The sequence below is a fragment of the Brucella pseudogrignonensis genome (genome assembly GCF_032190615.1).
In the GTDB taxonomy this organism is placed as follows: Bacteria; Pseudomonadota; Alphaproteobacteria; order Rhizobiales; family Rhizobiaceae; genus Brucella; species Brucella pseudogrignonensis_B.
On sequence record NZ_JAVLAT010000004.1, the window covers coordinates 139987 to 166388 of the forward strand.

The window sequence follows — 26402 nt, forward strand, 5'->3', positions numbered from 1 at the left end:
CGTTTGCCAGTCCCGTAGCCCCCAATCTGTCTTTCTTACCTGAGAGCTTTCCCCAATATGGGTCCCCTTCGGTGGGCACTTCCGTGCCTCTCTCCAGATTGTTCAACTGCGCAGTCTTTTTTGCCTGAGAGTTTCCTGGGGGGTTGCTCCTTCGGCGTGGCGTGATGCCATCTCTCCTGAACAGCTTTTGAACGCTATTAGGTTAGACACATATAGCTATATTCGACAATCCCCTTTTTGAAAAAAGATTTTTCCCGTTGGCACGTGTTTTGCTTTGTAAGTTAGAAAATTGCTAAAGGATTGAAGATGCATGATTTTATTGTCTATATCGAAAATTCGTTAGAAGAGACTTCTCCCTATTTCATATCGGAAGAAGCGGTTCGCAATGCGTTGGGCGATAATGCGACAAACGCCAGAATACACTGCTGCTCCAAATCCAACCCAGACATTGAGGCTCTCTCAACAGCCCATTACTTTGTAGGCTCAGGTTTTGATACGCAACGTATTGGCCGTGTTGCTACGTCAGTTAGGATTGTGCATTGCACGAGCGCAGGTGTTGAAAAATACATGCCCATGGATTGGCTTCCAAAGGGAGCAGTATTGACTAACAGCAGTGGTGTTCATGCAGAAAAAGGTGGTGCATTTGGATTGATGACGGTCCTGATGTTGTTGGAAGGAATTCCACGACATATTCGAAATCAAAGGAACCATTTCTGGGATAATCAGCTTTCAAAAGGAGTGTCAAAGCAGACAGTCGTGTTTGTTGGTTTTGGTGCATTAGGACGAGCAATTGGCGCAAGGCTTAAAGCGCTTCGAACGACGATTGTATCTGTCACCCGAAGTGGGCGCTCCGATGACATTTCTGATAAGACTTTCCCTGTCTCGAGACTTGCTGAAGTCTTACCATTAGCAGATTGCCTCGTCATTAGCTGTCCATTGACTCCTGAAACGAAGGGGCTGATCGGCAGAAATGAAATTCAACTTCTTAAAAGGGGGGCAACTTTATTTAACATTGGACGCGGGGCCGTTTTGGATGAAATGGCTTTATCTCGCGCGCTCGAAAACGGCCATCTATCCGGTGCGGCGTTGGACGTGTTTGAAAATGAACCACTTTCGGCGGACAGTGGACTTTGGGATGTTCCTAATCTTTTAATATTCCCACATATTTCATGCGATGAGGTCGAGGGATATGTTGATCGCTGTCTTGATTTATTCGCAGCTAACATTTTACGCGATCAGCTGGGTTTATCACTCCATAATCGTGTGGATGCGTCTTTAGGTTACTAATACAACGAGGAGTAAACTGTGTCAGATCCCTATATCAATATCGTAGTACTATCTCATTCCGGTGCATTTAAGGCGCTGTCAGCAGCGGTTGCTAAGGCTGAAGAGATCAATGTTCCACAGTGCATATGCATTGTTGATCCAAGCGGTGAAACAATAGTCTCATTCCGAATGGATGGGGCAAAATATCTAAGTATGCAAACGGCACGGTCCAAGGCACGCACTGCTGCTTCAATACGAAATAGGACAGGTGGTATGCCTGCAGATTTTGCCGTTTCAGCAGGTATTGCCACAAATGGTGGTATAATTAACCTGCCGGGCGGATTGCCGATCAAGTTTGACGGTAAGCTTGCAGGTGCAATCGGCATTGGCTCGGGTACTGGGGAACAAGATATCGATGTCGCGCGAGCTGCTCTTGCGGCTTTAGGGGCTGATGCAGTGGATTGATTAAGCAGTAGAATGCCAGCATCCGATAATGCTGGCATTCTATGTTTTGGAAGTACGGCAGGGAAACGCGAAATGAAATATCATCAGATCGAAGCCTTTTACCAGGTCATGTTAACTGGAAGTATCTCCAAAGCTGCTAAAAACCTCGGTAGAACACAGCCTGCCGTTAGTATGACCATTGCAACTCTTGAAGAGTTTTTGGCAACTGCTCTTTTTGATCGGCATGCTGGAAGAATTACGCCACGCGCCGAAGCTGCTGTCCTTTTTCAACAGATCAGTCCCGTTATGGATCAGCTGAATGATATTCGCCATAGGTTTGGCCGTTTGGCACAGATAGAAGTGCCGCGTATCTCGATAATTTCATCAAGCAATGTCGGTAACCATCTTGTTCCAACAGCAATCGCATCATTCGCACGTAAAGGGCAACAGATGCGATTGATGACCGGTAACTCGGCCGCGATTGTTTCTGAAATGGAGAATCAGCGGCATGATATTGCCATATCTGATGAAGGGACTGCCGAAATTTCAATGAATTCGCCACTTTATGAGGTGCAGGCTTTTGAAATTCCGGTTTATGCGTTCTTCAAGCGCGGTTTAATCTCAACGCAAAAATCAGAAATTGTAACAAAGGATTTAGCGGGGCAGGATATCTGCATGTTGTACGAAGAAAATCGTGCGACAAGACAAGTACGCACCAAGCTGGGCACGCCTAAAATAGAATTCTCAACGTTTTTTGCGATGGCCTGTTTTGCCGTACAAAATGAGAGCGTTGCAATAGTCGACAACATTACGAGGGGTGCCATGGCCGCGTTAACAGGCGATGCCCTTCGAGGCGACAGTCTATTGCTAAAAGATATTGATCCGGCTCGCTATTACCTTATTCGAAGCAGATATCGGCCACGCTCGAAAACTGCCGACAGATGCTATGAAACATTGCGAAATGCTTTGCTAAATTATCAGAACAAACAACAATAATTCGACCGTTAATCGGCAATCTCCGCTGTCAATTGGTATAAGAATTTCTTATGAATGTATAAGAACTTCGATTTTGCATACCAATCTCCATTGAGCAAGACTTCCGCATCATAAGCGTCAGCCTAGATGCGGTACGTACCGAGCACAAAGGAGTGCGACAATGCGGGTTACAAATATTCGTGCGTATAGAATCCCTACCGGCGGCGTTCGTCCGGTTATCGTAGAAGTATCAACCGACGAAGGGATAACAGGGTGGGGTGAGGCGGCAGTAGCCTATGGTCTTGGCGCACAAGCCGCTGCAGGAATGGTGGCTGATTATGCGCCACGAGTAATCGGTGCCAACCCTTTGTTGCCCCGTAATGTCTATCATGATCTTTACGACAACTCGTTTTGGACGAAGGGCGGCGGTGCAATTACGTTCGCGGCAATAAGTGCTATCGATCAGGCGCTGTGGGACATCAAAGGCAAAGCCATGGGCGTGCCTGTATATGAATTCTTTGGGGGTGTATTTGCAGATCGTGCGCAGGTCTATGCAAACGGTTGGAATTATCATTGCAACGATGCTGTCGAATGGGCAAAAGCAGCTGAGCGTCCTTTAAAGGACGGTTATCAAATTCTCAAAAGCTATCCCTTGGCTACGCAGCAACCCGGTCGCACACTGACCCATGTGCAGCGAAGAGCATTGTCTCCAGAAGATTTCAAACGTGCGATGGAGCGAGTGAAGTTGCTCAAAGACGTCGTGGGCGATCAAGCTGAACTTATGATCGATTTGTCGGGCGGACTGAACAACGATCAACTATACCGTCTATTGGACCTATGCGAAGATCTTGGCGTGATGTGGATTGAAGAGCCATTGGATGCTTATAATCTTGCAGGTTTAAAGAATCTCGCGGGCCGCTATAAGTTCCCGATCGCGGCCGGAGAACGAGTTTATACACGCAATGGATTTAAAAATCTTTTGGATACCGGAGCGATTGACGTTGTAATGCCTGATGTCGGCAATTGCGGCGGTATTTTTGAACTTGTTCAAATTGCGGCTATGGCGGAAGCCTATAATGCCCGCATGTCCCCACACAATTGCGCGTCGACGCTCTGCACCGCAGCCTCGCTTCAGGTATGGGCTGCCTGTGCTAACGCTATGCCATTGGAAATCTATCCGTATCTGCCGGAGTCGAACGGATATGTTCAAGTATTGAAGAACTCACCAGAAGATCGCATCAAGGACGGTTATCTGGAAGTTTCAAAGGACGTAGGGCTTGGTGCGGAAGTTGATAGTGAGCGTCTCGCTAACTATTGCTGCTTCGACTACATCGCTCAAAACGCTTAGGATCAATTCTTCGTCTAATTATCTGCTCTGCCTTCTTGTGAGGGGGCTGAGCTCAAAGACTTGTAAACAGTAAACAATGGGGAACTTAAATGAAAAAAATACTACTTTCTGCATCATTAATCCTTGCAGCCATATTCAGCACACAGCATGCGCAAGCACAAACCAAAGAAAACTGCCTTCCTGCTCCACCAAATCTTATTGAGGAAGGGAAGTTGACCGTTGGAATTTCCCTTGCATCGCCTCCAACTGCCTATTTGGAGAATGATCAGGCATCTGGACTAGACCCAGACCTCATCAGAGCGTTGACTGCGAAAATGTGTATCGAACCTAAGTTCGTCAATATGGCATTCTCGGGCTTGTTTCCGGCTCTAATCGCAAAGAGACTAGACGTTATCCATTCACAGGTGGGGATCACAGACGTTCGCAAAGAAACGTTTGATTTTGTTCCGGTCTTTGTCGGTGGCGTGCGCATCGTAGCCAGTAAAGATTCCGGCCTCCAATTCACATCTGAGCAGGACACATGTGGTTCAACGATGGCCATTATGGGTGGTTCTACTCAAATGGCGGCACTCGAACGAGTTCAAACAACTTGTCCAGCAGATAAGCAAATGGTCTTAAAACCATTTGGTGGCCAAGCAGAAGCTTTGAACGAAGTTGGACGTGGAACTGCACAGGCCGCTTTCGTTGACTGGTCTGTAGCAACGTATGCTGCGAAACAACGACCAGATCAGTACGTGGTCGCGAGCCCAATATTGAGTGGAAAAGGTCCAAACACCGAGCGCAACCGCATAGGTATTGTTTTTCGCAAAGGCAATACTGAAGATGCAGCCGCTGTGAAAGCTGCATTCGACGCGATAGTCGCCGATGGTCAGTATGATGCTCTGCTCAAAAAGTATGGGCTTGGTGAAGGCGATATCCGCGCAGCGAATTGAAGATAAATCATGCAGTTTGATACTCAATACTTCCTAGATCTTCTTTTCTCAACGCGTTTTTTCGATGCCATCTGGGCGGTGATTTGGATCACCGCCTGCGCTATGGCGGTTGGCATTGCGATTGGCGTTCTGTGTGGGTTGGTCCTCACCAGCCCCGTCAAGTGGCTACACCCACCAATCAAAGGTTATGTCGCATTTTATCGCGGCGTTCCAGTTCTTGTCCAAATTGTATTTTGGTACAATGGCTTGTCAGCAGTCACAGGAGGAGCCATTAGTTTACCAGCCGTCGTGGCAGGTATTCTAGCACTGGGCGTCAACGAAGGAGCCTATATGACCGAGATTATTCGGTCTGGTATTCAGTCTGTTGATCGAGGGCAGAGAGAGGCATCACAAGCTTTAAATCTCAGCTATACATCAATGATGCGAAAAATAATTCTTCCTCAAGCTTTCCGCATTGCCATACCGCCAACAGGCAACGAAGTAATTAATGTGATCAAAAATACCACTTTGTTATACATGATTGCAGTTCCTGAGATGTTCGGCGCGGCTGTTAATATTTATAGTCAAAACTTCAAATACTTTGAAGTACTTTGCGTGATCGCTATCTGGTACATCGTGATCGCGAGTACGTATACCTTCCTTCAGGGAATGGTTGAAAGACGCTTGAACCAGGGTCGTAAGACGCTGTTCGGTTAAATGAATACGGGTGGAGCAAGTCACCCTCCACCCAGCTGGTTCATGAAAGTGAAGCTTGATGAATACGAGTGCAATTTCGTTCAAAAACGTCGACAAGTTCTACGGCGACCATAAGGTTCTGAAGTCTATAACCTTCGACGTGAAAAAGGGTGAGAAAGTCGTTGTCTGCGGTCCGTCCGGATCGGGAAAGTCGACGCTTATCCGATGCATCAATCGATTGGAGGTACACCAATCCGGCAACATTTCCGTGTCGGGAATACCATTAGGTGCTCGAACAGTAAGAAAAGTGCGCCATCACATCGGAATGGTGTTTCAATCGTTCAATTTATTTCCTCATTTAACGATTGAAGAGAACTGTATGGTCGCTCCAATGAGCACCAAGAAAATGAGTAGAGAACAAGCTCGGGCCTTAGCAAACAAGTATTTGTCTCGCGTCCGTGTTGAAGTACATGCAAAAAAGTATCCATCCCAACTCTCGGGAGGGCAGCAACAGCGTGTAGCCATTGCGCGTGCGTTGTGCATGGAGCCTGACATCATGCTGTTTGACGAACCAACATCAGCCCTAGATCCAGAGATGATTCAGGAGGTTCTAGATACTATGGTAACACTGGCCGCTAGTGGTATGACGATGATTTGTGTGACGCATGAAATGGGCTTTGCCAAGAATGTTGCTGACAGAGTAGTATTCATGGACCACGGCGAGATAGTGGAGGTTGGACATCCAAATGAGATATTTGGCTCACCCAAAAGTCCACGACTAAAAGATTTCTTGGGGCACATCAAAACGGCATAACGGTTCATTCAATTCTAAATAGATTTATTTGGGGAGGCCATAGTTATTCGTGACTCCCCTAAACTGGCATCACTCTTGCTTGAATATAATTTGCATCATGGAGCACGAGATTTTTTGAAGAAATCTCGTTTTTGACGCAAGCTCTTCTAAGGCGCTGCCTGATAATTTTTTGTAAATAAGGGTCTAATCAGATGAACCGAATGACTGTTCTCACTCCTGCTCAACTCAACTCATCGCCTCTTGAACCTGCAGGAATTCGGGTAGGCGCAGACAGCGGCGACCCACAGCTACATGTGATGAAGGTTGCCTTCAATGCTGGTGGGCGTGTTGGTATATGGGAATGTCAGCCTGGGGGGTGGCCAGTCGTTGACCGTCCAGATACTGAAATTGCATACATCCTTTCTGGAGTCGCAGACATCACAGATTCAGACGGGATAGTGAGAACCATATCTGGAGGTGACATGCTGATCTTGCCGCCTGGCTGGAGTGGCAGGTGGGATGTAAAAGAAACTGTCCGCAAGTTTTATGCTATATACTGATGTTTTCGGTTACCCAACTTCGAAACGCTCAAATAGAGCGTTTCACTTTCGAGTTGGATCGTATCCGCACGAGTTGAATTGGTTCACCGCCTCTTGCCGTTTGATGAGATCAACCAGCTTGCCGATGCGATCCCAAAGCCCAGTGACTGGTCTCTCGGCAGCATTTCGTAAAAGCGCCTCCAGCTTGGAGAAGGCCTTTCCGATGGGGTTGAAGTCTGGGCTGCAGGGAGGAAGAAAAATGGCACCGTTACGTTAACCTGACGTAAATATCAGCGTCGATAATGGGTTATGACCGAACCACGTCCTTCGCTTTATCATCGCCATCGTTATCCCGCTGAGATTATCGCGGAAGCCGTATGGTTGTATTTTCGCTTTCCACTGAGCTTTCGCATGGTCGAAGATATGCTGGCCTATCGCGGGATATTCGTCACATATAAGACAGTGTATGAATGGGCCGAGAAATTCGGACGGGCCTATGCCAGTAATATCCGTCGCCAGACACCACGCCTTGGTGACAAGTGGCATCTGGATGAGGTTGTTATTACGATCAAAGGTGAGCATCACATTCTTTGGCGAGCGGTTGATCAGGATGGCTTCGTGCTGGAGGTTCTGGTCCAGAAACGCCGCAATACCAAGGCGGCCAAACGTTTCATGCGCAAGCTTCTTTCTGCTCAAGGCTGCGCACCGCGGGTTATGGTCACCGACAAACTACGTTCTTACGGCGCTGCCAAACGAGACGCAGGTCTAACTCTTTGCGATCATCGCCAGCATAAGGGTTTGAACAATCGAGCAGAGAATTCGCATCAGCCAATACGACGACGAGAGCGGATTATGAAGCGCTTTAAATCAGCGCGACATGTGCAGAAGTTCACGTCGATACACGATCCGATCTATAACCTGCAATACTTTCCTCGCAACCAATTCAACGCAACTGATCATCGTGTGTTGCGACAAACTGCCACCAACATGTGGCGTGAAATCACGTGCCTCAAATCTGCTTAGAAACCGCGTCAAAGAATGAGTTACGTTGACCCTCAGGTTAACGTAACGGTGCCGGGCGGGGTGCAAATCTTAAACTCAGTTCAAGAAGGTGCTGATATACCAGATACCAGCCTTCAAAGCATTCTTGCCTGGGTAGCCGAGCTGGCGAATAGTCGCTTTCGGGCGTTCGCCCAAATTGATGTAAAGCGCAATGGCTCGCATCCGATCTTCGTAGGGATATAAACTACCTCCATGATAGTCCAAGTTCGTCCGCCCCCATAGGGGCAGTTCTCAGCGGTAATTAACACTCCAAGTGGAAGATAGCGATCAGCGTACGCTAACCGACGACTTGCGAAGTGAGCGACTCTTCACGCGGATGCGCCCATACGATAAGTACTTTCTTCATCCTATTATCTCCAAAGACTTTTCAAAGACGCGCGGTACGAATGCGTGATCCGATACAGCGATCACAGAGCATGTGAATGGGTTAGAGCCTATTGTTCGCCTAGCTTTCGGTCGATTTCTGCCAGTCTAGCTTGGCGCTTAACGAAGTCAGGGCTACAGCACCAAACACCATGACGCCGGCTACCCACGGGGTTGCGCCTAACCCCCATTGAGATCCAACTACTATACCGCCAGCCCAAGCTCCCAGTGCGATGCCCAAGTTAAAAGCGGAAATATTTAATGCTGAGGCAATATCGACAGCACCAGGGCGATACCGCTGAGCCAATTGCACCACATAAAATTGCAGGGCGGGGATGTTTGCGAAGGAGAGGAAACCCAAAGCTACCAGCGTCACCAGTGCCGGAACAGGATATGACGCCGTGAATGTGAAAACCACCAGGACTGCGGCTTGCAACATGAACAGCAAAGCCAGTGCCTTGGCCGGATGTTTGTTTGATAATTTTCCGCCAACATGGTTGCCCGCCGCCACCGCGAGCCCGTACATCACCAGAATTATGCTGACTTCGCCGGATGAAAATCCCGTGATATCTGTGAGAATGCTCGCAAGATATGTGAATGCGACGAATGTGCCCCCGTACCCTAAAATCGTCATTGCGTAGGCTAGAAGCAATCGTCCAGATCCCAGTACTCCAAACTGTTCGCGCGGACGAACCGGAGCCGGAGTCTTCAGATTTGAGGGCAATAAAGCTGCTATGACGACGAGAGAAATCAAACCTAGCACGGTTACAGCCCAGAATGTGGCGCGCCAGCCAAAATTTTGTGCGATCACAGACCCAAGCGGAACGCTCGAGACGATGGCGACCGTCATTCCTGTGAACATCATTGCGATCGCAGATGCTCGTCGGTTCTCAGGAACAAGATCTGCAGCAATAGTCGCTCCGATGGAGTAAAAAACGCCCTGCGCAAACGCAGTAATGACCCGAGCGACTAACAAAACAGGCAGCGTAGGGCTAAGCGCGGCAATAGAATTGCCGATAACGAAAAGCACAAGAAGTCCAAGGACAAGGGGCTTGCGCCCCACGTGACCGGTCAAGGCCGTGAGGATCGGCGCGCCGAGGGTTACCCCTAAGGCATAAACAGAAACAATTAATCCAGCGAGCGGAAGAGTGGTATCGAGGTCCGCTGCAACAGTCGGCAAAATACCTACCGCCACAAACTCCGTAGTGCCGATCGCATACGCGGCGATCATGAGAGCATAGACTGCAAGCGGCATCCCAGACCTTTGGTTACCAGCTGAGCGAAGTATAGTCATGAAGTCTCCAAACGATCATTGTTTTTATTCCCGTATATGAATGGTCAGGACTTGAGAATAAACGGCAGCCGTCCTAAAAACTGTTTTGAATTAAATTCATAGGTGAATGATGGACAATCGTGCAGGTGAGATGGGAGTGTTCGTAGCAGTCGCCGAAACTGCTGGCTTCTCCGCGGCAGGTAGGAGGCTAAACCTCTCTCCCTCGGCAGTTAGTAAACTGATCGCTCGCCTGGAGGAGCGCCTCGGAACGCCGTTGTTCGCTAGATCAACGAGAAAATTTCAGCTCACAGCCGAAGGCTCTGTGTATCTAGAACACGCTCGCCGGATACTCGGAGACATCGATCATGCAGAGAGACTTGTGTCGAAAAGCACATCATTTAGCCCCACGGGAAAACTGCGGATCAGCACCTCGGCTGCATTCGGCGAAAGTTGCGTTCTTCCGCTGGTATCAACTTTCCTTCAGCGGTATCCCGAGATCCAGCTAGACTTGTCCTTTACAGATGAGGTGGTCGATATATTCGATGATCGAACTGATATTGCGCTCAGATCAGGTCCGCTTAGAGACTCCCGTTTAATGGCGAGAAAACTGTTGGACAGCCGCCAATTGATCGTCGCATCCCCTAGCTACTTGAGTAAGAGTGGCACCCCTGATGCCCCGACGATTTGCGAGATCATCAGTGCTTACGCCTGAGCTACCAACGCAAGTCACCCGAATGGCCGTTTCTTCGAAGTAAAATGTCAAAATCTTACATGGTGCCCGTTTCTGGAAAGGTCGAAGCGAGCAGTGGTGTCACATTGCGCAAGCTCGCCCTAGCAGGCGTGGGGCTGGCGCGGCTTGTCGATTATCATGTCGCGCGTGACATTTCTGAAGGCAGGCTGGTTCCCGTACTCGAAGAATTCAATCCCGGCGACACAGAGCCTCTCCATGCAGTTTATGTAGGACACGACCACCTGTCCGCACGCATCCGTGCCTTCATCGATTTCTTATCAGAATTCGTCAAACCGGCTTGTTTCCGCCCGGCTATTCATAACGACACGGTTGAATCGTAGCCTTAACGCTCATGGAGGCGCCGCCCTCCTTCCCAAATATTGAGAAAGAAGACGGCGCTGTCATTTTACATTCGCTTATTTAGTTAGCGCTGTGATGGCACCAATCAAACATCGACGAAAAGAACCTCTCCGGTGATAAAGCCGTCCACCGACCTTTGGAATGCTTTGCCGACGCGCTTTCCAGGAACCGGTTCAAATCCTGGCAGCATCTCACCATAAACACTCCAGGACTCTTCGAGTACGGTCGGATTGACAGAGTTGATGCGGATACCTCTTGGCAACTCGTAAGCCACACATCGCACGAACGTATCGATGGCGCCGCTTAGCGTTGAGTCAGTGATCGAGGTTGGCACAGGTTTGATATTGTGAATACCCGAGATCAACGTGAACGAGCCTCCGTCGCTGATGAACTTCAACCCGGCATTGACGACATTGACTTGCCCGAGGAGCTTACTATTCGCGCTGGTAAGCCACTGATCCTCAGTCAGGTCTTCGAACGGTCCGTATTCACAATGCCCAACCGCACTGACAACCGCGTCAAATGTGCCAACCTTGGCGTACAGTTCTGACAGGGAGGCGCGGCTGGTAATGTCGACCGCGTAATCGCACCCTTCTCCGGTTTGGCTTGCCGTGACGACCTTGTGATGCTCCAGACCGCTGCGCGCAGCCTTGCCCATTTTTCCCGAGGCGCCGATCAAAATAACCGTTTTCATACTTAGTCCTTTCGTTTGACTTGTTGACAAACTAGCGACGCAAAGACACAACGTAAATATTCAAAGGGTTTTTATGAGATACAAGATATGATGGTATCAGGGTTAGAGATCAAGCACCTCAGGGTCTTCCTTCATTTGGTGAGGGAAAAAAGTGCCACCAAAGTTGGGGCTGATCTTGGGTTGTCGCAGCAAGCTGTGAGTATTTATCTCAAGAAGATACGCACAGCCCTGAAGCATGAGCTATTCCTTCGTCACAGCAACGGTTTCGAACCTACTGAATTTGCCTACAAAATGGCGGAACGCGTCGAAGCTCTTCTTCTTGAGTTTGACCGCCTCGGCGAAGACGCGCCTTTCGATCCATCACAGCTCAATAGGACGGTGAGGGTCATCGCCAATGAATACAGCCAGATGACCATAATACCTCGACTATTCAAAGAAATGAGTTCGACATCCTCAAAGCTGAAGCTCGAGGTAATAGATTTCGGCGAAAGAACACACGAGGAAGCATTGACTTCTGGCGCAGCCGATATGGTTATCGGATTTAGTCGCAGCATAAGCGATACCTTATACAAGAAGACGATAAGGCAAGAAAAATTCGTCTATGTTTCTGGACCAAATTCGCAAACATACCCTGAGCGAGATCCCGCGGCGCTTTGTCAATACAATCACGTTGCGGTCAATGATGGCTCTTCGCATTCCCTATCTGAAATTGATGGAAGGCTTTCTCAAGCTGAGGGAAAAAGAAATGTCGTTGCGACCCTCTCATGTTACACATCATTGAAAGCGTTCCTGGTTGTCAACGATGCGATAGCCCTCGTCCCTTCCGCCGTCGCAGCAGCTGGTGGGTTAAAGCTCTTGGACGCGTACAGAGAGTCTATCCCTTTCGATGTTGTGGTGGCGTGGCATCGACGCGTACACGCAACCCCATTGAATCGATGGCTGAACGAACTGGTGGCGAAATCCGTCCATCTCTCCACATGAATCCTTCGTTGTCGTTAGCGGGACCCGCGTAACATCCCCGTAACGAGTCCTTCTTACTGTCGTTGGTCCGGTGACAACGACGAGCCAAATTGGCAATCGTTCTCAGCATTGCAGGGAATGTGACACGAAGGGCTGCCAAGAAGTTCAGCCATAAGTGCGTAATTCGCCGGCATTGTGATTTCTACCGGCGCAGCTGTGTCTTTGTCCGATCGCATTCAGTCCCGCAGCGAAGAGTTACTGGTTCTTTCCGATGTACCGAGATGGTGTCTGTCCAAAAAACGATTTGAATGCGACCACGAAGGCAGACGGTGAATCGTATCCGACGTCTATCGATGTGTTCGATACACTTTCGCCGCGCGCAAGCAGCTCAAGAGAATAGATCATCTTCTGCCGGAAGCGCCAAAGTCCCAACGAAACGCCTGTCTCCTTTTCGAACAAACGCTCCAGAGTCCGTTTGCTTGCACCAATCCGCGTGGCTAGCACGGCAATGGATTCACGATTAGCTGCCTCTTTCTTGAGTATTCGAGCGAGTTTTATGGCACGGGGATCGGATGGCATAGGAAGATCGAGCGGCTGCAACTTGAGATACTTCACCTGATCTATCAAGACCGCAGTGAGGCGGTCTGCTTCCGAGCCGGATTGGTAGTCCCATGCCAAGCCGGCACAGCTGCGCATCAACTCCTTCATGAGCCCGCCCACCTCAGCCACAAAACACTTCGATCCGCCCCCAAGCGGATCAATGAGTGGGTCGATGTACAGCACGATGACTTCAGCAGACCGGCGAACGTTGAAAGCATGATGCGTACCGCCCTGAATCCATAAGGCGCGGCCAGGCGGGATCAGCCAGACCCGATTCAGGGCGGTCAGGTAGATGATGCCCTTAGAAGCATAGATCAATTGATGCCGATCGTGTCGGTGCTCGGCGAGTGCTCCCGCTTCCCAGTTTTCAACACGTCCCACGACCGCGACGGAAGCGGTATCTGGATCCGATGAGGTTTGGCACGATATCAACATAATCTGTCATAATGTCGATAAATTCGGATTAGGCAATATGGTATCAGAACAATTGTCGGACATCAGGTCAAAGGAAGCTGTCCGATCAAATACGCGCCGAGTCGTTCGTTGTTCGCGTTGCGAATGTGTTTGCATGCACAAGCGAACGGCAATGTATAACTCTCTGCTTGTGTGACTACGCGCAAGAAATATTCTCGAAAGGACTTATGGTATGTCTTCACAAATCATGTGGGTATGCACGTTCGGAATTGATCCTAAAAGATTCGGAGAGGTGAACGATACACTCGATGCGCTAACGTCCGCTTCGCTTGAGGAGCCTGGCTGCGCTGACTACCAATACTTCTTCAACGGAAACAAGACGGAACTTCATATCATCGAAGCCTACCGAAATTCGGAGGCCGTAGTCACTCACGTCAACCATACGTTCTCCAAGTTTTCCGAGAAATTCGGTGAGTTGACGACTGCCGGAAGTTTCACTGTTTACGGACAGCCTGAAGGGGAAGCTCGTCGAATTCTCGATGGCTTCGGCGCAACATATCTCTCTCCAGCGCCCATCGCTTCCTGAGCCCGGAAGGCCGATCCTAACGCTTACCGAAGAACCGCGCGGCGTTTCGAGTGTACCCCGGTGTGAGGTCAGGCTGAAGCGCGACTTTTTCGGTTTTAGTTTACGCATAACGATGTCTGTTTGCGATGAGTTTTTGTCGGAAGACTTCTGCGGGTGTTTTGTACCCCAGACATTTGCGTGGCATATTGTTGAGGCGATGACAGATGAATGCGAGGTCTTGATCACTGAGGGTGAGCGGATCAAGGTCTCGGGGAAGCCAGCGTCGTGTGCGTCTGTTGGTATTCTCAACAGTGCCTTTCTGCCAGGGGGACTGCGGATCACAGAACCATATTTGCGTCCCTATCCCATTCTGTAGATAGGACCACTCTGTAAACTCAGTACCACGATCAAACGTAATCGATCGGCGGGCCATTTGGGGCAGGGGTTGGAGTACCCTAATCACACCTTCCATCACCGGTCGGGACTGACGATCATTGTTGCGCAACAAAACCGTAAAGCGGCTCACCCGCTCGACCAGAGACGTCACATTGGCTTTACCGAACTTCTTACGAAACTGAATAAGATCGCCCTCCCAATGGCCGAACTGCTTGCGCCTAGCAACCATGTCTGGACGATAAAGGATGCTCAGTTCTGGTGGAAAGCGGCGTCCATGATGACGCCGGGCATGACGTGGGCGTCGTTTGGCACGACGTTCCGGCAGACATTTCCAAAGCTCTTCTTTTCGACCGTCGGTGGAATACACAAACTGATAGATTGTTTCATGACTGACAGAGATGGGATGCCGCTCCAGCCGCATTCTCCCGGCAATCTGTTGCGGCGACCATCCATCGTTGATGTGATCGATTACGGACTGCCGGAGCTGATCATACCGGATCAACTTGCGTTGCTTCGAGCGACGCTCACGGCATTTCTGGTCAGCAATCGTGCAGTAATAGCCGTTTAAATCCTTGATCTCATCATCGGTAAACCGGTTGCGTTTAAGTTCACGAAAAATGGTCGAGCGATGCCTTCCAAGCCTCTCAGCAATAACGTCAACGGAAAGCTTTGCAGTGCGCCAGCGCGCTATTCTGCGGCGTTCATCCAGATCAATATGCGAATAGGTGCGGTCCATGACAGGTTCCTTGCATTGGATAACTCATTGTTATCATTTGCAAGTCGCACTTCAAACTAGAACCCACCCGGCTACATAATGAAATCACATAATTAGTATTATGGAACTTTGAGCACTCCTTACAATTTTGCGATCATTATTTTTTGAACTTTTGGACTTCGGACAAAGAGACGAAAATCAGTGTTTTCAATAACAACACTCGTAAGAACGGTTGAAATACATCAAACACGCGCGACGAAACGCTATCGAATGTCGTTAATCGATATATCGGCATCGATCAGCTCCGGCCTTTTTTCTCGCAGGATATTGATGGGCGGGAATGTGCTGTCCAGTTGCACTTGTAAACAGATGCAGCACCTGCTTCATCGCGCTTCCTTATCCGCTCGTAGATTTCACGGTGCTCATTGAACACTTCCGAATAATGGCCCTCTAGAGGGTAAGCCTGCCTGTGTACGCGATCCAGCTGCCCTGTTGCGTTGTGGATGGTCATCCACGAATCTGGAAAGCCAGCAGTTTCACAGATCAGTTTGTGGAACTCGTTATCGAGCGCAAAGAATTCGTCCTTGTCTTTGCGTTTTGCCGCTGCCTCTTGCTTGAACAACGCTAATTCAAAGTCTTTTCATACTCCCGTTTGAAATTCCGAGCTGCCAGTTTCGTCAATCGCATTTCGATCGTGTCGCGAACCAACTGGCCCTGCAACACTTCGCGGATGATGATCTTGTTCACGAACGTGCCGTCGCTCGGAGCGATTTTAATCAGACTTTCTTTCGCCAGTTGCAAGATTGCTTCGCGCAATGGTGTTCGCGAGATGCCTAACTGGGCGCAAATATCCTTTTCAACCACTGCACTGTCTGGAGGCATCTCAAGCGAGATCATCGCAATGCGCAGGAGTTCGTACACCTGCACCGATTTTGATGTCCGGCTATCCAGTTGGTCGGGGAAAATAACTGCACGATTTGATCCACGGTCACCTCTGGGATATTCTGAGAAAGCCGCATTACGGCGACGTTTTTCCCAATAATATACCAATACATTGGAACACTCCAAAACTTTTGTTGGAGAGCGCCCACAAATTCTCGCTTGCCAACAGCATATTTATATACCAATATATCGCTAACATAGGGCAAGGGAACGCATGAATGTTGCAATCAAAGACAAATCCAGTCACGCCGGCCCTCACCGCGAAATCATCTCTGCTGACTTCTGAAGAGGCCGCGGACTTAGCGCTTCAGCATTACGGCCTCAAAGTTAGAGCTCACCGTCTCTCTGGAGAGAAAGACAGCAACTTTCGTATCTCCACGGACAATGGAGACGAGTATCTGCTGAAAGTCGTTAATCCGGGGGAAGATCCGGCCGTCACGAACATGCACACGATGGCGCTACGACATGTAGAGGAACGGGATCCGGGGATGCCAGTCCAACGGGTGGTCCCTTGTCATGACGGCCGTTTCGATTTCGAGATCGATTATGGTCCTAATGACCGTCGCACTGTGCGACTTGTTACATTCACCAAGGGAGAACTGCAGCGTAAAACTCCGCAAACCGGCCGACAGCGCCGGAATATAGGGGCAAGCCTCGCGCGCCTTCAGGAAGCACTAGAAGATTTCCGTCACCCGGCAGAAAATCACTTCTCAACCTGGGACCTCAAGAACACGTTGTCGTTGAAGCCGATGATCGATGAGATCAAAGAAGCTTCCAAAGCACTGGAACTCCTTTCTTGGGTCGATCGCTTCAGGGTAGAAGTCGTGCCGAAAATCTCCTCTTTCCGCTCCCAAGTGGTCCATAACGATCTCAACAGCGACAACGTTGTCGTCGATCCTCATGAAACGGACCGCGTCGTTGGGATCATTGATTTTGGTGACATGGTGCGGACACCGGTGATCTTCGACGCTGCAGTTGCTGCAGCCTACCAATTGACCGAGGCCGATGATCCTATGGCTGCTGCCTGTGATTTTCTGGCAGGTTTTCATAGCAAGCGCGCATTGTTGGCGGAAGAGGTCGATGTGCTGTTTACCACTATTGTCGCGCGCACCGTCATGCGCATCGCAATCACCGAGTGGCGGGCCGTTCGTTTCCCCGAAAACCGCAGCTACATCCTTCGCAACACACCGCAGGCTTGGCTTCAGTTCCATCGTCTCGTCGAAATCCCCCATTCCCGGGCAGCAGACATGTTTGCTCGCGCACTCTCTTTCTAGGAGTACCCTGATGTCATCATCCGCTTCCGCCTATATGATCAACGGTTTCGATCCAAGCACAGTTGATAAACTATCTACCAATGAACAGGCGCTGATTGCGCGAAGGAAAACGCTTCTCGGGCCCTCCTACAAGCTCTTCTACGAGCATCCAGTGCATGTCGTAAGGGGCGAAGGTGTATGGCTTTATGATCCCGACGGCAATGCTTACCTCGACGTCTACAATAACGTCCCTTCCGTCGGCCACTGCCACCCTCGCGTGGTCGAAGCGATTACCAGGCAGTCCTCTGTTCTAAACACTCACACCCGCTACCTGCACGACTCTATTCTCAAATATTCCGAAGACCTGCTTGCAACCTATCCTGACGAAATCGCCAACGTCATGTATACATGCACTGGTAGCGAAGCGGTCGATCTGGCACTGCGGATTTCTCGCTACTATACCGGCGGTACAGGCATCATCGTCACCGCCAATGCTTATCACGGACTAACCACCGCCGTCGCCGAGATTTCGCCTTCAATGGGTCCGAATGTTCCAATCGGCCAGCATGTCTATGTGGTCGATGCTCCCGACGAGTATCGCACCGAGGGTGAGGACGTTGGTGAAGTGTTCGCCCAGCGTGTCGACGATGCCATCAAGGCGATGCAGCGTCATGGTATCAAGCTCGCAGCCTTCATCGCGGACGGCATCTTCTCAACTGATGGCATCCTGACCGAGCCGGCAGGTTTCTTGAAGAAGACGGTCGAAGTCGTTCACGCCGCTGGCGGCCTCTATATTGCGGATGAAGTTCAGCCCGGTTTCGGCCGCACTGGTACGCATTGGTGGGGCTTCCAACGGCATGGCATAGTTCCCGATCTAGTTGTAATGGGCAAGCCGATGGGTAACGGCATGCCGATCGCCGGCGTCGCAGCCAGGCCAGAAGTTTTGGAGCGCTTCGGCAATGATATCCGCTACTTCAATACTTTCGGCGCGAATACGGTTTCTATCGCAGCCGCGCAGGCGGTTCTGGATGTTATCAAGGACGAGAAGCTGATGGAGAATTCCGTCAGGATCGGTGACTACATGGTCGCCGGAATGCGGAAACTCCAACAGAAATACCGGTCGATCGGCGCAGTCCGCGGTGCCGGCCTGTTTATGGGCATGGAATTCGTAACAGACCGTCAGTCGAAGACACCGAATGGGAAACTCTCGCTTGGCGTTGTGAATGGACTTCGTGAAAAGCGCATGCTGATCAGTGCGTCCAGTTCATCCGGCCATGTCCTCAAGATACGTCCTCCGTTGCCGTTCACAACCGACAACGCCGACCTCTTTCTGTCCACTTTGGACGAGGTACTCGCTGAACTTTCGTAGGCCTTCAGGCCTACGCAAAAAAATAAGACGGGAAAATCCGCGCTAACCTTAACATTCCTAAAGGGGAACGACATGAAACTTTCGCATATCGCCACCGCCAGCGTGCTGGCACTCGCGCTGTTATCTGCCGCACACGCGGAAGAAACGACCAAAATTGCCACCGAGGGCGTCTACCCTCCCTTCAATTATGTCGAAGGCGGCAAGCTAACCGGCTTCGATGTCGACATCGCCAACGCACTCTGCGAAAAGGCGAAGCTCAAGTGCGAGATTGTCACTCAGGAATGGGATGGCATGATCCCTGCTCTTGTGGCGCACAAGTTCGACGCCATCGTCGCTTCGATGAACATCACCGAAGAGCGCAAGAAAAAGATCGACTTCACTGCGAAATACTACGACACGCCTGCGAAATTCATGACCGCCAAGGATGCCAAGGTCACCGATCTCTCGCCCGCCGCTCTTGCCGGTAAGATGATCGGCGTCCAGGGGTCGACGACACAGCAGAACTACTTGGAAGCGAAATATAAGGATTCCACTATCAAAACATACACGACCGTCGACGATGCGAGTGCTGACCTCGCTGCCGGTCGCCTCGATGCGGTCCTTTCCGACAAGATCCTTCTCGATGAGTGGCTGAATAAGTCGTCGGACGGCTCTTGCTGCGAACTGGTCGGCGACGATCTGCGTGATCCGTTGTTCGGTGCGGGCAAAGGCATCGGCATGCGCAAAGAAGATACAGCACTGCGTGAAAAACTTGATGCTGCGCTGACGGAAATCCTCGCCGATGGCACCTACAAGACCATCAATGCGAAGTATTTCCCCTTCTCGATTTACTGAAACCGATCAAACTGGCGCCCGGACAGCTATGGCCGGGCATTGATCTTTTCGGGAGACGACGGTGGATCTTCTTCATTTACTTTCATTTGGCCCCGATGGTTGGGGTGGACCGCTGCTTGAAGGGCTTTCGCTGACGATCAGGTTGGCGCTTGCCACACTTCCATTCGGACTGCTGCTGGGCCTAGGTCTCGCATTGTTGATCAACGGCAAGCGGCAATGGCTTGCCGGCGCGGCAACTTTCTTCGCGACGATTTTCCGTGCGCTGCCGGAGTTGCTGACGCTGTTCATCATCTACTACGGCGGCGGGATGATCTTGCAGAGCGTGTCGCAGCTGCTGTTCGGTGTACCTTTTGGGGAGTTCAGCGGATTTATCGCTGGCATGATTGCTCTCGGCATCGTTTTCGCCTCCTTCGCCTCCGAGACATTTGTGGCTGCGTTGCGCTCGATTCCGCGTGGTCAGCACGAGGCAGCTGCAGCTCTTGGTCTGTCGCGGTGGCGGACTTTTGCGAGCGTCATCGGCCCACAGCTCTGGAGGCTTGCCCTCCCCGGCTTAGGCAACCTTTGGTTTGTGCTTCTTAAAGATACGTCATTGGTTTCTATTATCTCGCTGTCTGATCTGATGCGTCAGACCAATCTTGCTGTTGCCAATACCAAAGAACCGCTGTTCTTCTATGCCGTCGCCTGTCTGATCTATCTCGTCGTCTCGATGATTTCGTCGGGCGCCGTCGGCCTGCTTGAAGCGCGATCCAATCGCGGAATAGTCGGAGGCCGATGATGAATTTCGAGCTAATGTCGAATTACGGTCCGAAGATCCTATGGGGCCTCGTTGTGACGCTGCAGCTCGTCGGGATCTCCGCACTAATCGGTGCGGTGCTTGCTCTCCCGCTAGCCATTGTGCGCAACAGCAGCTATGCGATCCCCCGCTACTTGGCCAAGGCGTATATTGTCTTTTTTCGCGGAACCCCTCTGCTCGGACAGATCTTTCTGATCTACTATGGTGCTGGTCAGATCCGTTCTGAACTGACAACTCTTGGAGTCTGGTGGTTTTTCCGGGACGCGTATTTCTGCGCACTGTTTGCCTTCACCTTGAACACAATAGCCTATCAGGCTGAAATCCTGCGGGGTGCGCTGAGCTCCCTGCCTCGTGGTCAGCTTGAAGCCGCAAACTCACTTGGCCTCAGCCGAATTACGACGTTCTTCCAGATCCTTCTCCCTCAGGCGATGATCATCGCTTTGCGCCCGCTTGGAAACGAGTTGATCCTATCGCTGAAGGCTTCGGCCCTCGCGAGCGTTATCACAGTACCCGAGCTGATGCAGGCCACGAAGCTTGCCTTCTCGCGATCGTTTGATTTCCAGGTCTATATCTGGGCTGCGGTTCTCTACCTGATCATGGTGGAAACGATCCGTCGGCTGTGGGGTGTTCTCGAATGGTATCTTACTCGCCATCTCCGCCATCGTGTCGCGCCGGCTAGCAAGCCGCCGGTCGTCGTGCAGGCGTGACCAATATGGAGCTTTCAATGGCCGAAAAGTCTGCCAATTGCGCCGTGGAGTTTGACAATGTCTCCAAATGGTATGGAAACCATCAGGTCCTGACGGATATTAGCCTTCAGGTTAAGGAAGGGGAGCGGATCGTTGTCGCGGGACCTTCCGGATCCGGCAAATCAACCATGATCCGGTGTATCAATCATCTCGAACGACATCAGAAGGGACGGATTCTGGTCGAGGGTGTCCAACTAACCAACGAACGGAAGCAGATTGAAGCCGTTCGCCGTGAGGTTGGAATGGTCTTTCAGCACTTCAATCTGTTCCCACACAAGACGATCCTCGAGAACTGCACTCTGGCGCTCCGGTCAGTGCGAGGCATGTCGCGTGCTGAGGCGAACGATGTGGCAATGAGCTTCCTTGAAAAGGTGAGAATTCCTGAGCAGGCCGACAAATATCCAGGCCAACTTTCAGGCGGCCAGCAGCAGCGCGTTGCAATTGCCCGTTCTCTCGCGATGAAGCCGAGGATCATGCTCTTCGATGAGCCGACGTCCGCACTAGACCCGGAAATGATCCGCGAAGTGCTCGACGTAATGGTGAATCTTGCGGAAAGTGGAATGACGATGATCTGCGTGACCCATGAGATGGGATTTGCGCGACAGGTCGCCGATCGAGTGATTTTCATGGCAGAGGGGAAGATTGTGGAAACGGCGCCGCCCGCCGAGTTCTTCGACAATCCCAAAGAGACGCGGACACGGGCCTTTCTCCAACAGCTCTTGCATTAGGCTAATACAATGAAAAAGATTCTGATTACCGGAGCCGCTGGAAATGTCGGCCGACTGATCCGTCCCCTGATGAAGGATAATTATAGGCTCAGGGTTACGGGGCGAACTGACTTTGCAACTGAGGAGGGAGAGGAAAAAGTCATCGGCGACCTATCATCCCCAGCTTTCTGCGGGGAGGTGGTACAAGGTGTCGATGGCGTTTTGCATCTCGCCGGATTGGTGGGGCCCGATCTCGACTTCGAGGATACGCTTGATCCGAACTACCGCGCTGTTCTTTATTTGCTTGAAGCGTGCCGCGCAGCAGAAGTCGGGCGGTTCGTTTTTGCCAGTAGTCATCACATTGTTGGTCAGTATCCTTCCAATCGTCAGTATGACCATTCTGTCACGCCGGCGCCCGATGGCTATTACGGTTTGAGCAAGGCCTTCGGCGAAGCAGCCAGCGCAATGTATGCCCACCGCTACGGCATTAAGACCATGCTCTTGCGTATAGGAAATGCTGATCCCAAAGTGGTAGACGGTCGGCGCGAACGGATATGGACCAGTGCAACGGACATGGTGCAACTAATCGATATCGGATTGATGCATCCTGAGATCAACTGTGAAGTCGTCTATTCGGTGTCGAACTGCCCGGACGCCGTGTTCGACAACAGCCGCGCCGAGCAACTCGGCTATCGGCCGCAGGATTTCGCCAGTGACCACAGAGCCGTAGAATTTCAATCGCTATCGGAACTGCCTGCCGAGGTGACGACGAAAGTGGGCGGCTTTTTTGCCGTTAGCCCGCTTCTCGTGCCGTCGCGTGAAGACGACAAGTGACTGGTCGTTCGGAAAACGTTCCCCTTTGGGATTATTTGCTGAGCTCACAGCAGGTTGGCGGTCGAAATTAGGAGAACTAAAGCATGAGGAAAAATATTCGAAAAAGCCCTGCCGAAGTGACCGCCCAGAGCGTGTGTGTCGGATTATTCGAAGCCCATTCAATCTTACATGATGAGACTCTCGACTTCGAGCCAATTTGACACTTACACTGCACCGGTACTACCTCTCCCAACGCGATACAGTTCATAAGGGTATACTGTGTCGAGGGAGGAAACATGAGTATCGATTTTTCACCGATCCTGGATCGGGCACTATTGCTATGGGATGGCGCTGAAGTGACGCTCTCCCTTGCCTTTTTTTCAACGGTGTTTGGTTTTGCTCTTGGGACGGGTGTGGCTGTCGCAAGGCGGTCAAAAAACAAAAAATCGCAACTAGTTTCGGCTGCATATATTGAAGTTGTTAGAAATACGCCCCTTCTTGTTCAGGTTTTTCTGATCTATTTCGGCTTGTCTAGTGCTGGTTTCTCCCTGAGTGCTTTCTCTGTTGCGGTGATCGCACTCGTTTTAAATGTCGGCGCATATACGGCAGAAATCATGCGAGCTGGCTTTAACACTGTGTCAAAAAGCCAGTGGGAGACAGCAGAGGCGCTCGGTCTTAACCGCTGGCAGGCATATTGGCACGTTGCGTTGCGACCCGCGATGGAGCGCGTATACCCGTCCCTTACCAGTCAGTTCATTTTACTGATGCTGGCATCGTCCATCACTTCACAGATTTCGCTAGAAGAACTAACGGCCGCGGCCAACTTTATTCAGTCAGAGACCTATCGCCCCTTCGAAACCTATATCGTAGTCGCAGTCATTTATCTTTTGCTGTCCCTTATTATGAGATTAGCATTTGAGGTTTTTGCGCTGATTGCCTTTCCTCGCTATCGCAAGCTTAAAACACCACTCGGTGGTGCCCATGTTTAATTCTCTGGGCCTGATCCACTTCCAGTATCTTCTCAATGGCGCTCTCTGGACAATCGTGCTGTCGACTATTGCATTCAGCGGCGGAGCCGTTGGAGGCATCGTACTTGCACTTCTTCGCATATCGCCATCTACTTCGTTAAGAATAATTTCCCGCCTTTACATCCAGACGATTCAAGGCACACCTCTGCTTGTTATACTATTCCTCGTTTTCTTTGGGTTACCAGGAATAGGCATCACAACGACCCCTCTGACAGCTGCATCGATAGCGCTTATAATTTATGTAAGCGCTTACCTAGGAGAAATATGGCGCGGTTGTCTGGAGGCAGTTTCGAAGTCGCAATGGGAAGCGGCTGAATGCCTCGCAATGTCAAGGCTGCAACGAATGGTATATATCATTCTGCCGCAGGCGTTCCGAATGGCTATACCACCGACAGTTGGCTTTCTCGTCCAGATTATCAAAAACACATCACTAACTTCAATCGTGGGGTTTGTAGAACTAACACGCGCCGGGCAGTTAATTAACAACTCCCTATTCGAACCATTCCTTGTCTATTCGCTTATCGCCGCACTGTATTTCCTCATGTGTTTCCCGGTCTCACTTCTGAGCCGGCGGCTAGAGGTGCAGACGCATAAGGCTTCTTAATTCAAGGCAATAAACAAGGCCGGAGAAAATTATGGGAATTGTAACCCTCAAAAACGTAAAAAAATCTTATGGAAATGTCGAAGTGCTCAAAGGAGTGAGTTTCGATGTTAATCCGGGTGAGGTTGTCGCGATCATTGGTAAAAGTGGTTCCGGTAAAAGCACCGCATTGCGCTGCATCAATTGTCTTGAGAAGATTAATGAAGGTAGCATTACCGTAGCCGGACACGACGTTGCCAGCCCTGCCCTTGATCGAAAGAAACTTCGGCTTGACGTTGGTATCGTCTTTCAAAGCTATAACCTGTTCCCTCATCTGACGATTGACCAAAATATTACACTGGCTCCTCGCATTGTGAAGCGTCTTTCCAAGGCAGAGGCATCGGCTATTGCAAAGCGAGCACTTGCTCAGGTTGGTCTCGAAAACAAGGCAGAATCTTTTCCGGAAGAATTGTCGGGCGGGCAGCAGCAAAGAGTTGCTATTGCAAGAAGTCTTGCCATGGAACCCAAGGTTATGCTTTTCGACGAAGTGACTTCGGCGCTCGACCCGCAACTTACCGGCGAAGTTCTGAAGGTGATTGAAAATCTTTCACATGGCGGTATGACGCTCGTTATGGTGACACACGAAATGGCCTTTGCGCGGCGCGTCGCAGACAGAATAATATTCATGCATGAAGGCAAGGTACATGAAGAGGGTGGGCCAGAAATCCTGACGTCACCAGCTACGAAAGAACTTCGCACATTTATAGCAACGGATCTCTGATTTTATCTAGCTTGGGAGGATTGAAATGAAACTTAATAGCCTAATTGTAGCGTCTTGTCTCGTAACTGCTTCTTTTCCTTTAGTAGCCAATGCTGATGCATTGGAGGATATAAAAGCAGTAGGCAAAATCAGGGTTGCCACCGATATGAGTATCCCGCCATTTGGTTTTCTGGATGAGGCCCTGCAACCAATTGGTTCCGATGTAGAAGCCGCCAAGCTTCTGGCCGATCATCTCGGTGTTAAGCTGGAGTTCATTCCAACAACCGGGCCAACACGAATACCTAACCTTCAAACAGGCAAAGCAGATATTATAGTCTCCTCTCTATCGGTCACACCGCAGCGTGCTGAGGTGGTTGATTTCAGTAAGCCATATGCAGCTGTCTTCTCTGTCGTAGCGGGCCCGAAAGATGTGTCGGTTACTGAATGGAAAGATACTGATGGTAAAACAATTTACGTCACACGGAGCACTGTTCAGGATAGTGAATTGACGAGCCTTGCGAAAAATCACGGTTTCAAAGTTGCGCGATATGATGATGATGCCACCCTGATTACGGCAGCAGTCAGTGGACAGGCTGGACTCGTATCGACAGGCAACGTCATCGTTGCACAGATTGCGAAGAAAAATCCAGTTATGGGATTTGAGCCTAAAATTGTGGTCCGCACATATGACGTGGCGGTGGGCGTACGCAAAGGCGAAGAAGCCCTGGTCAATGAGATCAACAACTGGATTGCAGGGGATATGAAGAACGGCAAGCTTCCTGCAATCTTCAAGAAGTATCATGGACTCGATTTGCCAGAAAAAGTCGTTTCACACTAACAGACGTTTTTTTACAGAGATTGAGCTAGCAGATGCTGTGCTCGTTCTATTGAAAAAGTAGCTCCGGAAACTGCGCTGAATTTTCGGAGCTGCAGTACTAATTTCTGAAAAGTAGGTAATAATCTTAATTATATATTAGCTATTTTTTCTCTCGTTCCTTCTTCGTCGTTGTTGATCGAGATCAGCATGCCGCTCAAGGGAGCGTTACTCAGGGCATCGCTTGAGAGACCGGTTCTATCGGATGTAATGAATATTCGGGAAACAGAGAGCCCACCAAATGCGACTGATGTTGGTGCGGGTACTGGCAAGGGCAATATCTTATCAAACTCACCCTCAGCATCCAGTTTAACAACGCTCCAACCCTCCTGAAGTGCAACCCATAACAGACCCTGCTCGCCTATTGCCAATGCCGTTGGACGACCTGCCCCTTCGGGTACGCGGCAAAAGACCTGTTTGCGCCCATCTGAGAGGCCAAGGCGCATTATACTTTGTCTCTCTGGGATTGCGGCATATATGCATTTTTCTGCACTGGAAAAGGCAAAATCGGTGACGACGCCGCCCAAGCTGAAGCCTTCGTTTTGTTTGCCAAGTGGTCCCACCCGTGTTTCCTGGACATGAGCGTCCCATGAAGCAAG

32 protein-coding genes, 1 pseudogene and 1 riboswitch are annotated in these 26402 nt (G+C 50.3%); of the genes and pseudogenes, 24 read left to right on the top strand and 9 right to left on the bottom strand.

The genetic code is table 11. The annotated features are described in order from the left end of the window. Positions 1-101: 101 nt before the first annotated feature. Positions 102-189, bottom strand: a riboswitch (glycine riboswitch). Positions 190-306: 117 nt separating this feature from the next. From RI570_RS21055 to RI570_RS21090, 8 genes are all read left to right on the top strand, one after another. Continuing rightward, positions 307-1287: a D-2-hydroxyacid dehydrogenase gene (locus RI570_RS21055; protein ID WP_313830797.1), complete on the top strand. Its 981-nt coding sequence runs from the start codon at positions 307-309 to the stop codon at positions 1285-1287. Between the two features lie 18 nt (positions 1288-1305). Further along, positions 1306-1731 carry a heme-binding protein gene (locus RI570_RS21060; protein WP_313830798.1) on the top strand — a complete coding sequence of 142 codons (426 nt, stop codon included), beginning with the start codon at positions 1306-1308 and terminating at the stop codon, positions 1729-1731. A gap of 72 nt (positions 1732-1803) precedes the next feature. Next, a complete protein-coding gene (locus tag RI570_RS21065) occupies positions 1804-2706 on the top strand; it encodes a LysR family transcriptional regulator (protein ID WP_313830799.1) in 903 nt (300 codons plus the stop codon). Between the two features lie 160 nt (positions 2707-2866). Beyond that, on the top strand, positions 2867-4033 hold the full coding sequence (locus tag RI570_RS21070) for a mandelate racemase/muconate lactonizing enzyme family protein (RefSeq protein WP_313830800.1): 1167 nt from the start codon (positions 2867-2869) through the stop codon (positions 4031-4033). 89 nt (positions 4034-4122) lie between these two features. Then, positions 4123-4965: a transporter substrate-binding domain-containing protein gene (locus RI570_RS21075; RefSeq protein WP_313830801.1), complete on the top strand. Its 843-nt coding sequence runs from the start codon at positions 4123-4125 to the stop codon at positions 4963-4965. Between the two features lie 9 nt (positions 4966-4974). Further along, the gene (locus RI570_RS21080) at positions 4975-5661 is read left to right on the top strand and encodes an amino acid ABC transporter permease (protein WP_313830802.1); all 687 of its coding nucleotides are present in this window, start codon (positions 4975-4977) and stop codon (positions 5659-5661) included. Between the two features lie 58 nt (positions 5662-5719). Then, a complete protein-coding gene (locus RI570_RS21085) occupies positions 5720-6454 on the top strand; it encodes an amino acid ABC transporter ATP-binding protein (RefSeq protein WP_313830803.1) in 735 nt (244 codons plus the stop codon). Positions 6455-6750: 296 nt separating this feature from the next. After that, the gene (locus RI570_RS21090; RefSeq protein WP_313830831.1) at positions 6751-6993 is read left to right on the top strand and encodes a cupin domain-containing protein; all 243 of its coding nucleotides are present in this window, start codon (positions 6751-6753) and stop codon (positions 6991-6993) included. A 42-nt stretch (positions 6994-7035) separates the two neighbouring features. Here RI570_RS21090 and RI570_RS21095 read toward each other — a convergent pair. Further along, a pseudogene (locus RI570_RS21095) lies at positions 7036-7233 on the bottom strand (IS630 family transposase); the annotation flags it as partial. 48 nt (positions 7234-7281) lie between these two features. On the opposite strand from RI570_RS21095, the gene RI570_RS21100 reads away from it, so the two are divergent. Beyond that, the gene (locus RI570_RS21100) at positions 7282-7995 is read left to right on the top strand and encodes an IS6 family transposase (RefSeq protein ID WP_313830804.1); all 714 of its coding nucleotides are present in this window, start codon (positions 7282-7284) and stop codon (positions 7993-7995) included. A 75-nt stretch (positions 7996-8070) separates the two neighbouring features. Here RI570_RS21100 and RI570_RS21105 read toward each other — a convergent pair whose 3' ends face one another. Both RI570_RS21105 and RI570_RS21110 read right to left on the bottom strand, forming a co-directional pair. Further along, positions 8071-8196 (bottom strand): hypothetical protein, encoded by a 126-nt coding sequence (locus tag RI570_RS21105; RefSeq protein ID WP_313830834.1) that lies wholly within the window; start codon positions 8194-8196, stop codon positions 8071-8073. 283 nt (positions 8197-8479) lie between these two features. Next, positions 8480-9652 (bottom strand): MFS transporter, encoded by a 1173-nt coding sequence (locus RI570_RS21110; protein ID WP_313830832.1) that lies wholly within the window; start codon positions 9650-9652, stop codon positions 8480-8482. Positions 9653-9797: 145 nt separating this feature from the next. On the opposite strand from RI570_RS21110, the gene RI570_RS21115 reads away from it, so the two are divergent. Both RI570_RS21115 and RI570_RS21120 read left to right on the top strand, forming a co-directional pair. Beyond that, positions 9798-10382 (top strand): LysR family transcriptional regulator, encoded by a 585-nt coding sequence (locus tag RI570_RS21115; RefSeq protein WP_313830805.1) that lies wholly within the window; start codon positions 9798-9800, stop codon positions 10380-10382. Then, the gene (locus RI570_RS21120) at positions 10355-10741 is read left to right on the top strand and encodes a LysR substrate-binding domain-containing protein (RefSeq protein ID WP_313830806.1); all 387 of its coding nucleotides are present in this window, start codon (positions 10355-10357) and stop codon (positions 10739-10741) included. Before RI570_RS21115 ends, RI570_RS21120 begins: the two co-directional genes overlap by 28 nt. A 104-nt stretch (positions 10742-10845) precedes the next feature. On the opposite strand, the gene RI570_RS21125 is transcribed toward RI570_RS21120, so the two are convergent. Next, positions 10846-11454, bottom strand: coding sequence for a short chain dehydrogenase (locus RI570_RS21125; protein WP_313830807.1), 609 nt, complete (start codon positions 11452-11454; stop codon positions 10846-10848). An 87-nt stretch (positions 11455-11541) separates the two neighbouring features. On the opposite strand from RI570_RS21125, the gene RI570_RS21130 reads away from it, so the two are divergent. Continuing rightward, the gene (locus RI570_RS21130) at positions 11542-12435 is read left to right on the top strand and encodes a LysR family transcriptional regulator (RefSeq protein ID WP_313830808.1); all 894 of its coding nucleotides are present in this window, start codon (positions 11542-11544) and stop codon (positions 12433-12435) included. A 234-nt stretch (positions 12436-12669) separates the two neighbouring features. Here the strand turns inward: RI570_RS21130 and RI570_RS21135 are convergent, their stop codons facing one another. Further along, positions 12670-13395, bottom strand: coding sequence for a helix-turn-helix transcriptional regulator (locus RI570_RS21135; protein ID WP_313830809.1), 726 nt, complete (start codon positions 13393-13395; stop codon positions 12670-12672). A gap of 265 nt (positions 13396-13660) precedes the next feature. On the opposite strand from RI570_RS21135, the gene RI570_RS21140 reads away from it, so the two are divergent. Beyond that, entirely contained in the window at positions 13661-14014 is a 354-nt protein-coding gene (locus RI570_RS21140) for an antibiotic biosynthesis monooxygenase (RefSeq protein WP_313830810.1), read from the top strand. A 100-nt stretch (positions 14015-14114) separates the two neighbouring features. Here the strand turns inward: RI570_RS21140 and RI570_RS21145 are convergent, their stop codons facing one another. The 3 genes from RI570_RS21145 to RI570_RS21155 all read right to left on the bottom strand — a co-directional run bounded on the left by RI570_RS21145 (position 14115) and on the right by RI570_RS21155 (position 16172). Further along, on the bottom strand, positions 14115-15125 hold the full coding sequence (locus RI570_RS21145; RefSeq protein ID WP_313830811.1) for an IS30 family transposase: 1011 nt from the start codon (positions 15123-15125) through the stop codon (positions 14115-14117). Between the two features lie 277 nt (positions 15126-15402). Then, the gene (locus RI570_RS21150) at positions 15403-15726 is read right to left on the bottom strand and encodes an FCD domain-containing protein (RefSeq protein WP_313830812.1); all 324 of its coding nucleotides are present in this window, start codon (positions 15724-15726) and stop codon (positions 15403-15405) included. A gap of 2 nt (positions 15727-15728) precedes the next feature. Beyond that, entirely contained in the window at positions 15729-16172 is a 444-nt protein-coding gene (locus RI570_RS21155; protein ID WP_313830813.1) for a GntR family transcriptional regulator, read from the bottom strand. Between the two features lie 92 nt (positions 16173-16264). Between RI570_RS21155 and RI570_RS21160 the strand changes: the two genes are divergently transcribed. From RI570_RS21160 to RI570_RS21210, 11 genes are all read left to right on the top strand, one after another. Beyond that, positions 16265-17320 carry a phosphotransferase gene (locus tag RI570_RS21160; protein WP_313830814.1) on the top strand — a complete coding sequence of 352 codons (1056 nt, stop codon included), beginning with the start codon at positions 16265-16267 and terminating at the stop codon, positions 17318-17320. A gap of 10 nt (positions 17321-17330) precedes the next feature. After that, a complete protein-coding gene (locus tag RI570_RS21165) occupies positions 17331-18668 on the top strand; it encodes an aminotransferase class III-fold pyridoxal phosphate-dependent enzyme (RefSeq protein WP_313830815.1) in 1338 nt (445 codons plus the stop codon). A gap of 72 nt (positions 18669-18740) precedes the next feature. Then, positions 18741-19502, top strand: coding sequence for a transporter substrate-binding domain-containing protein (locus tag RI570_RS21170; protein WP_313830816.1), 762 nt, complete (start codon positions 18741-18743; stop codon positions 19500-19502). A gap of 61 nt (positions 19503-19563) precedes the next feature. Next, positions 19564-20277, top strand: a complete 714-nt coding sequence (locus RI570_RS21175; RefSeq protein ID WP_313830817.1) for an ABC transporter permease subunit — start codon at positions 19564-19566, stop codon at positions 20275-20277. Beyond that, positions 20277-21002 (top strand): ABC transporter permease, encoded by a 726-nt coding sequence (locus RI570_RS21180; RefSeq protein WP_313830833.1) that lies wholly within the window; start codon positions 20277-20279, stop codon positions 21000-21002. Before RI570_RS21175 ends, RI570_RS21180 begins: the two co-directional genes overlap by 1 nt. A 17-nt stretch (positions 21003-21019) precedes the next feature. Continuing rightward, complete coding sequence (locus tag RI570_RS21185; RefSeq protein WP_313830818.1) at positions 21020-21769, top strand: amino acid ABC transporter ATP-binding protein; 750 nt, start codon at positions 21020-21022, stop codon at positions 21767-21769. A 9-nt stretch (positions 21770-21778) separates the two neighbouring features. Further along, positions 21779-22582 carry an NAD(P)-dependent oxidoreductase gene (locus tag RI570_RS21190; RefSeq protein ID WP_313830819.1) on the top strand — a complete coding sequence of 268 codons (804 nt, stop codon included), beginning with the start codon at positions 21779-21781 and terminating at the stop codon, positions 22580-22582. A 275-nt stretch (positions 22583-22857) separates the two neighbouring features. Continuing rightward, positions 22858-23550, top strand: coding sequence for an amino acid ABC transporter permease (locus tag RI570_RS21195; RefSeq protein WP_313830820.1), 693 nt, complete (start codon positions 22858-22860; stop codon positions 23548-23550). Further along, on the top strand, positions 23543-24193 hold the full coding sequence (locus RI570_RS21200) for an amino acid ABC transporter permease (protein WP_313830821.1): 651 nt from the start codon (positions 23543-23545) through the stop codon (positions 24191-24193). Before RI570_RS21195 ends, RI570_RS21200 begins: the two co-directional genes overlap by 8 nt. Positions 24194-24224: 31 nt before the next feature. Beyond that, on the top strand, positions 24225-24950 hold the full coding sequence (locus RI570_RS21205) for an amino acid ABC transporter ATP-binding protein (RefSeq protein WP_313830822.1): 726 nt from the start codon (positions 24225-24227) through the stop codon (positions 24948-24950). A gap of 25 nt (positions 24951-24975) precedes the next feature. After that, positions 24976-25767 carry a transporter substrate-binding domain-containing protein gene (locus RI570_RS21210; protein WP_313830823.1) on the top strand — a complete coding sequence of 264 codons (792 nt, stop codon included), beginning with the start codon at positions 24976-24978 and terminating at the stop codon, positions 25765-25767. Between the two features lie 128 nt (positions 25768-25895). On the opposite strand, the gene RI570_RS21215 is transcribed toward RI570_RS21210, so the two are convergent. Continuing rightward, positions 25896-26402: SMP-30/gluconolactonase/LRE family protein (locus RI570_RS21215; protein WP_313830824.1), on the bottom strand; the 507-nt coding region annotated here is incomplete at its 5' end.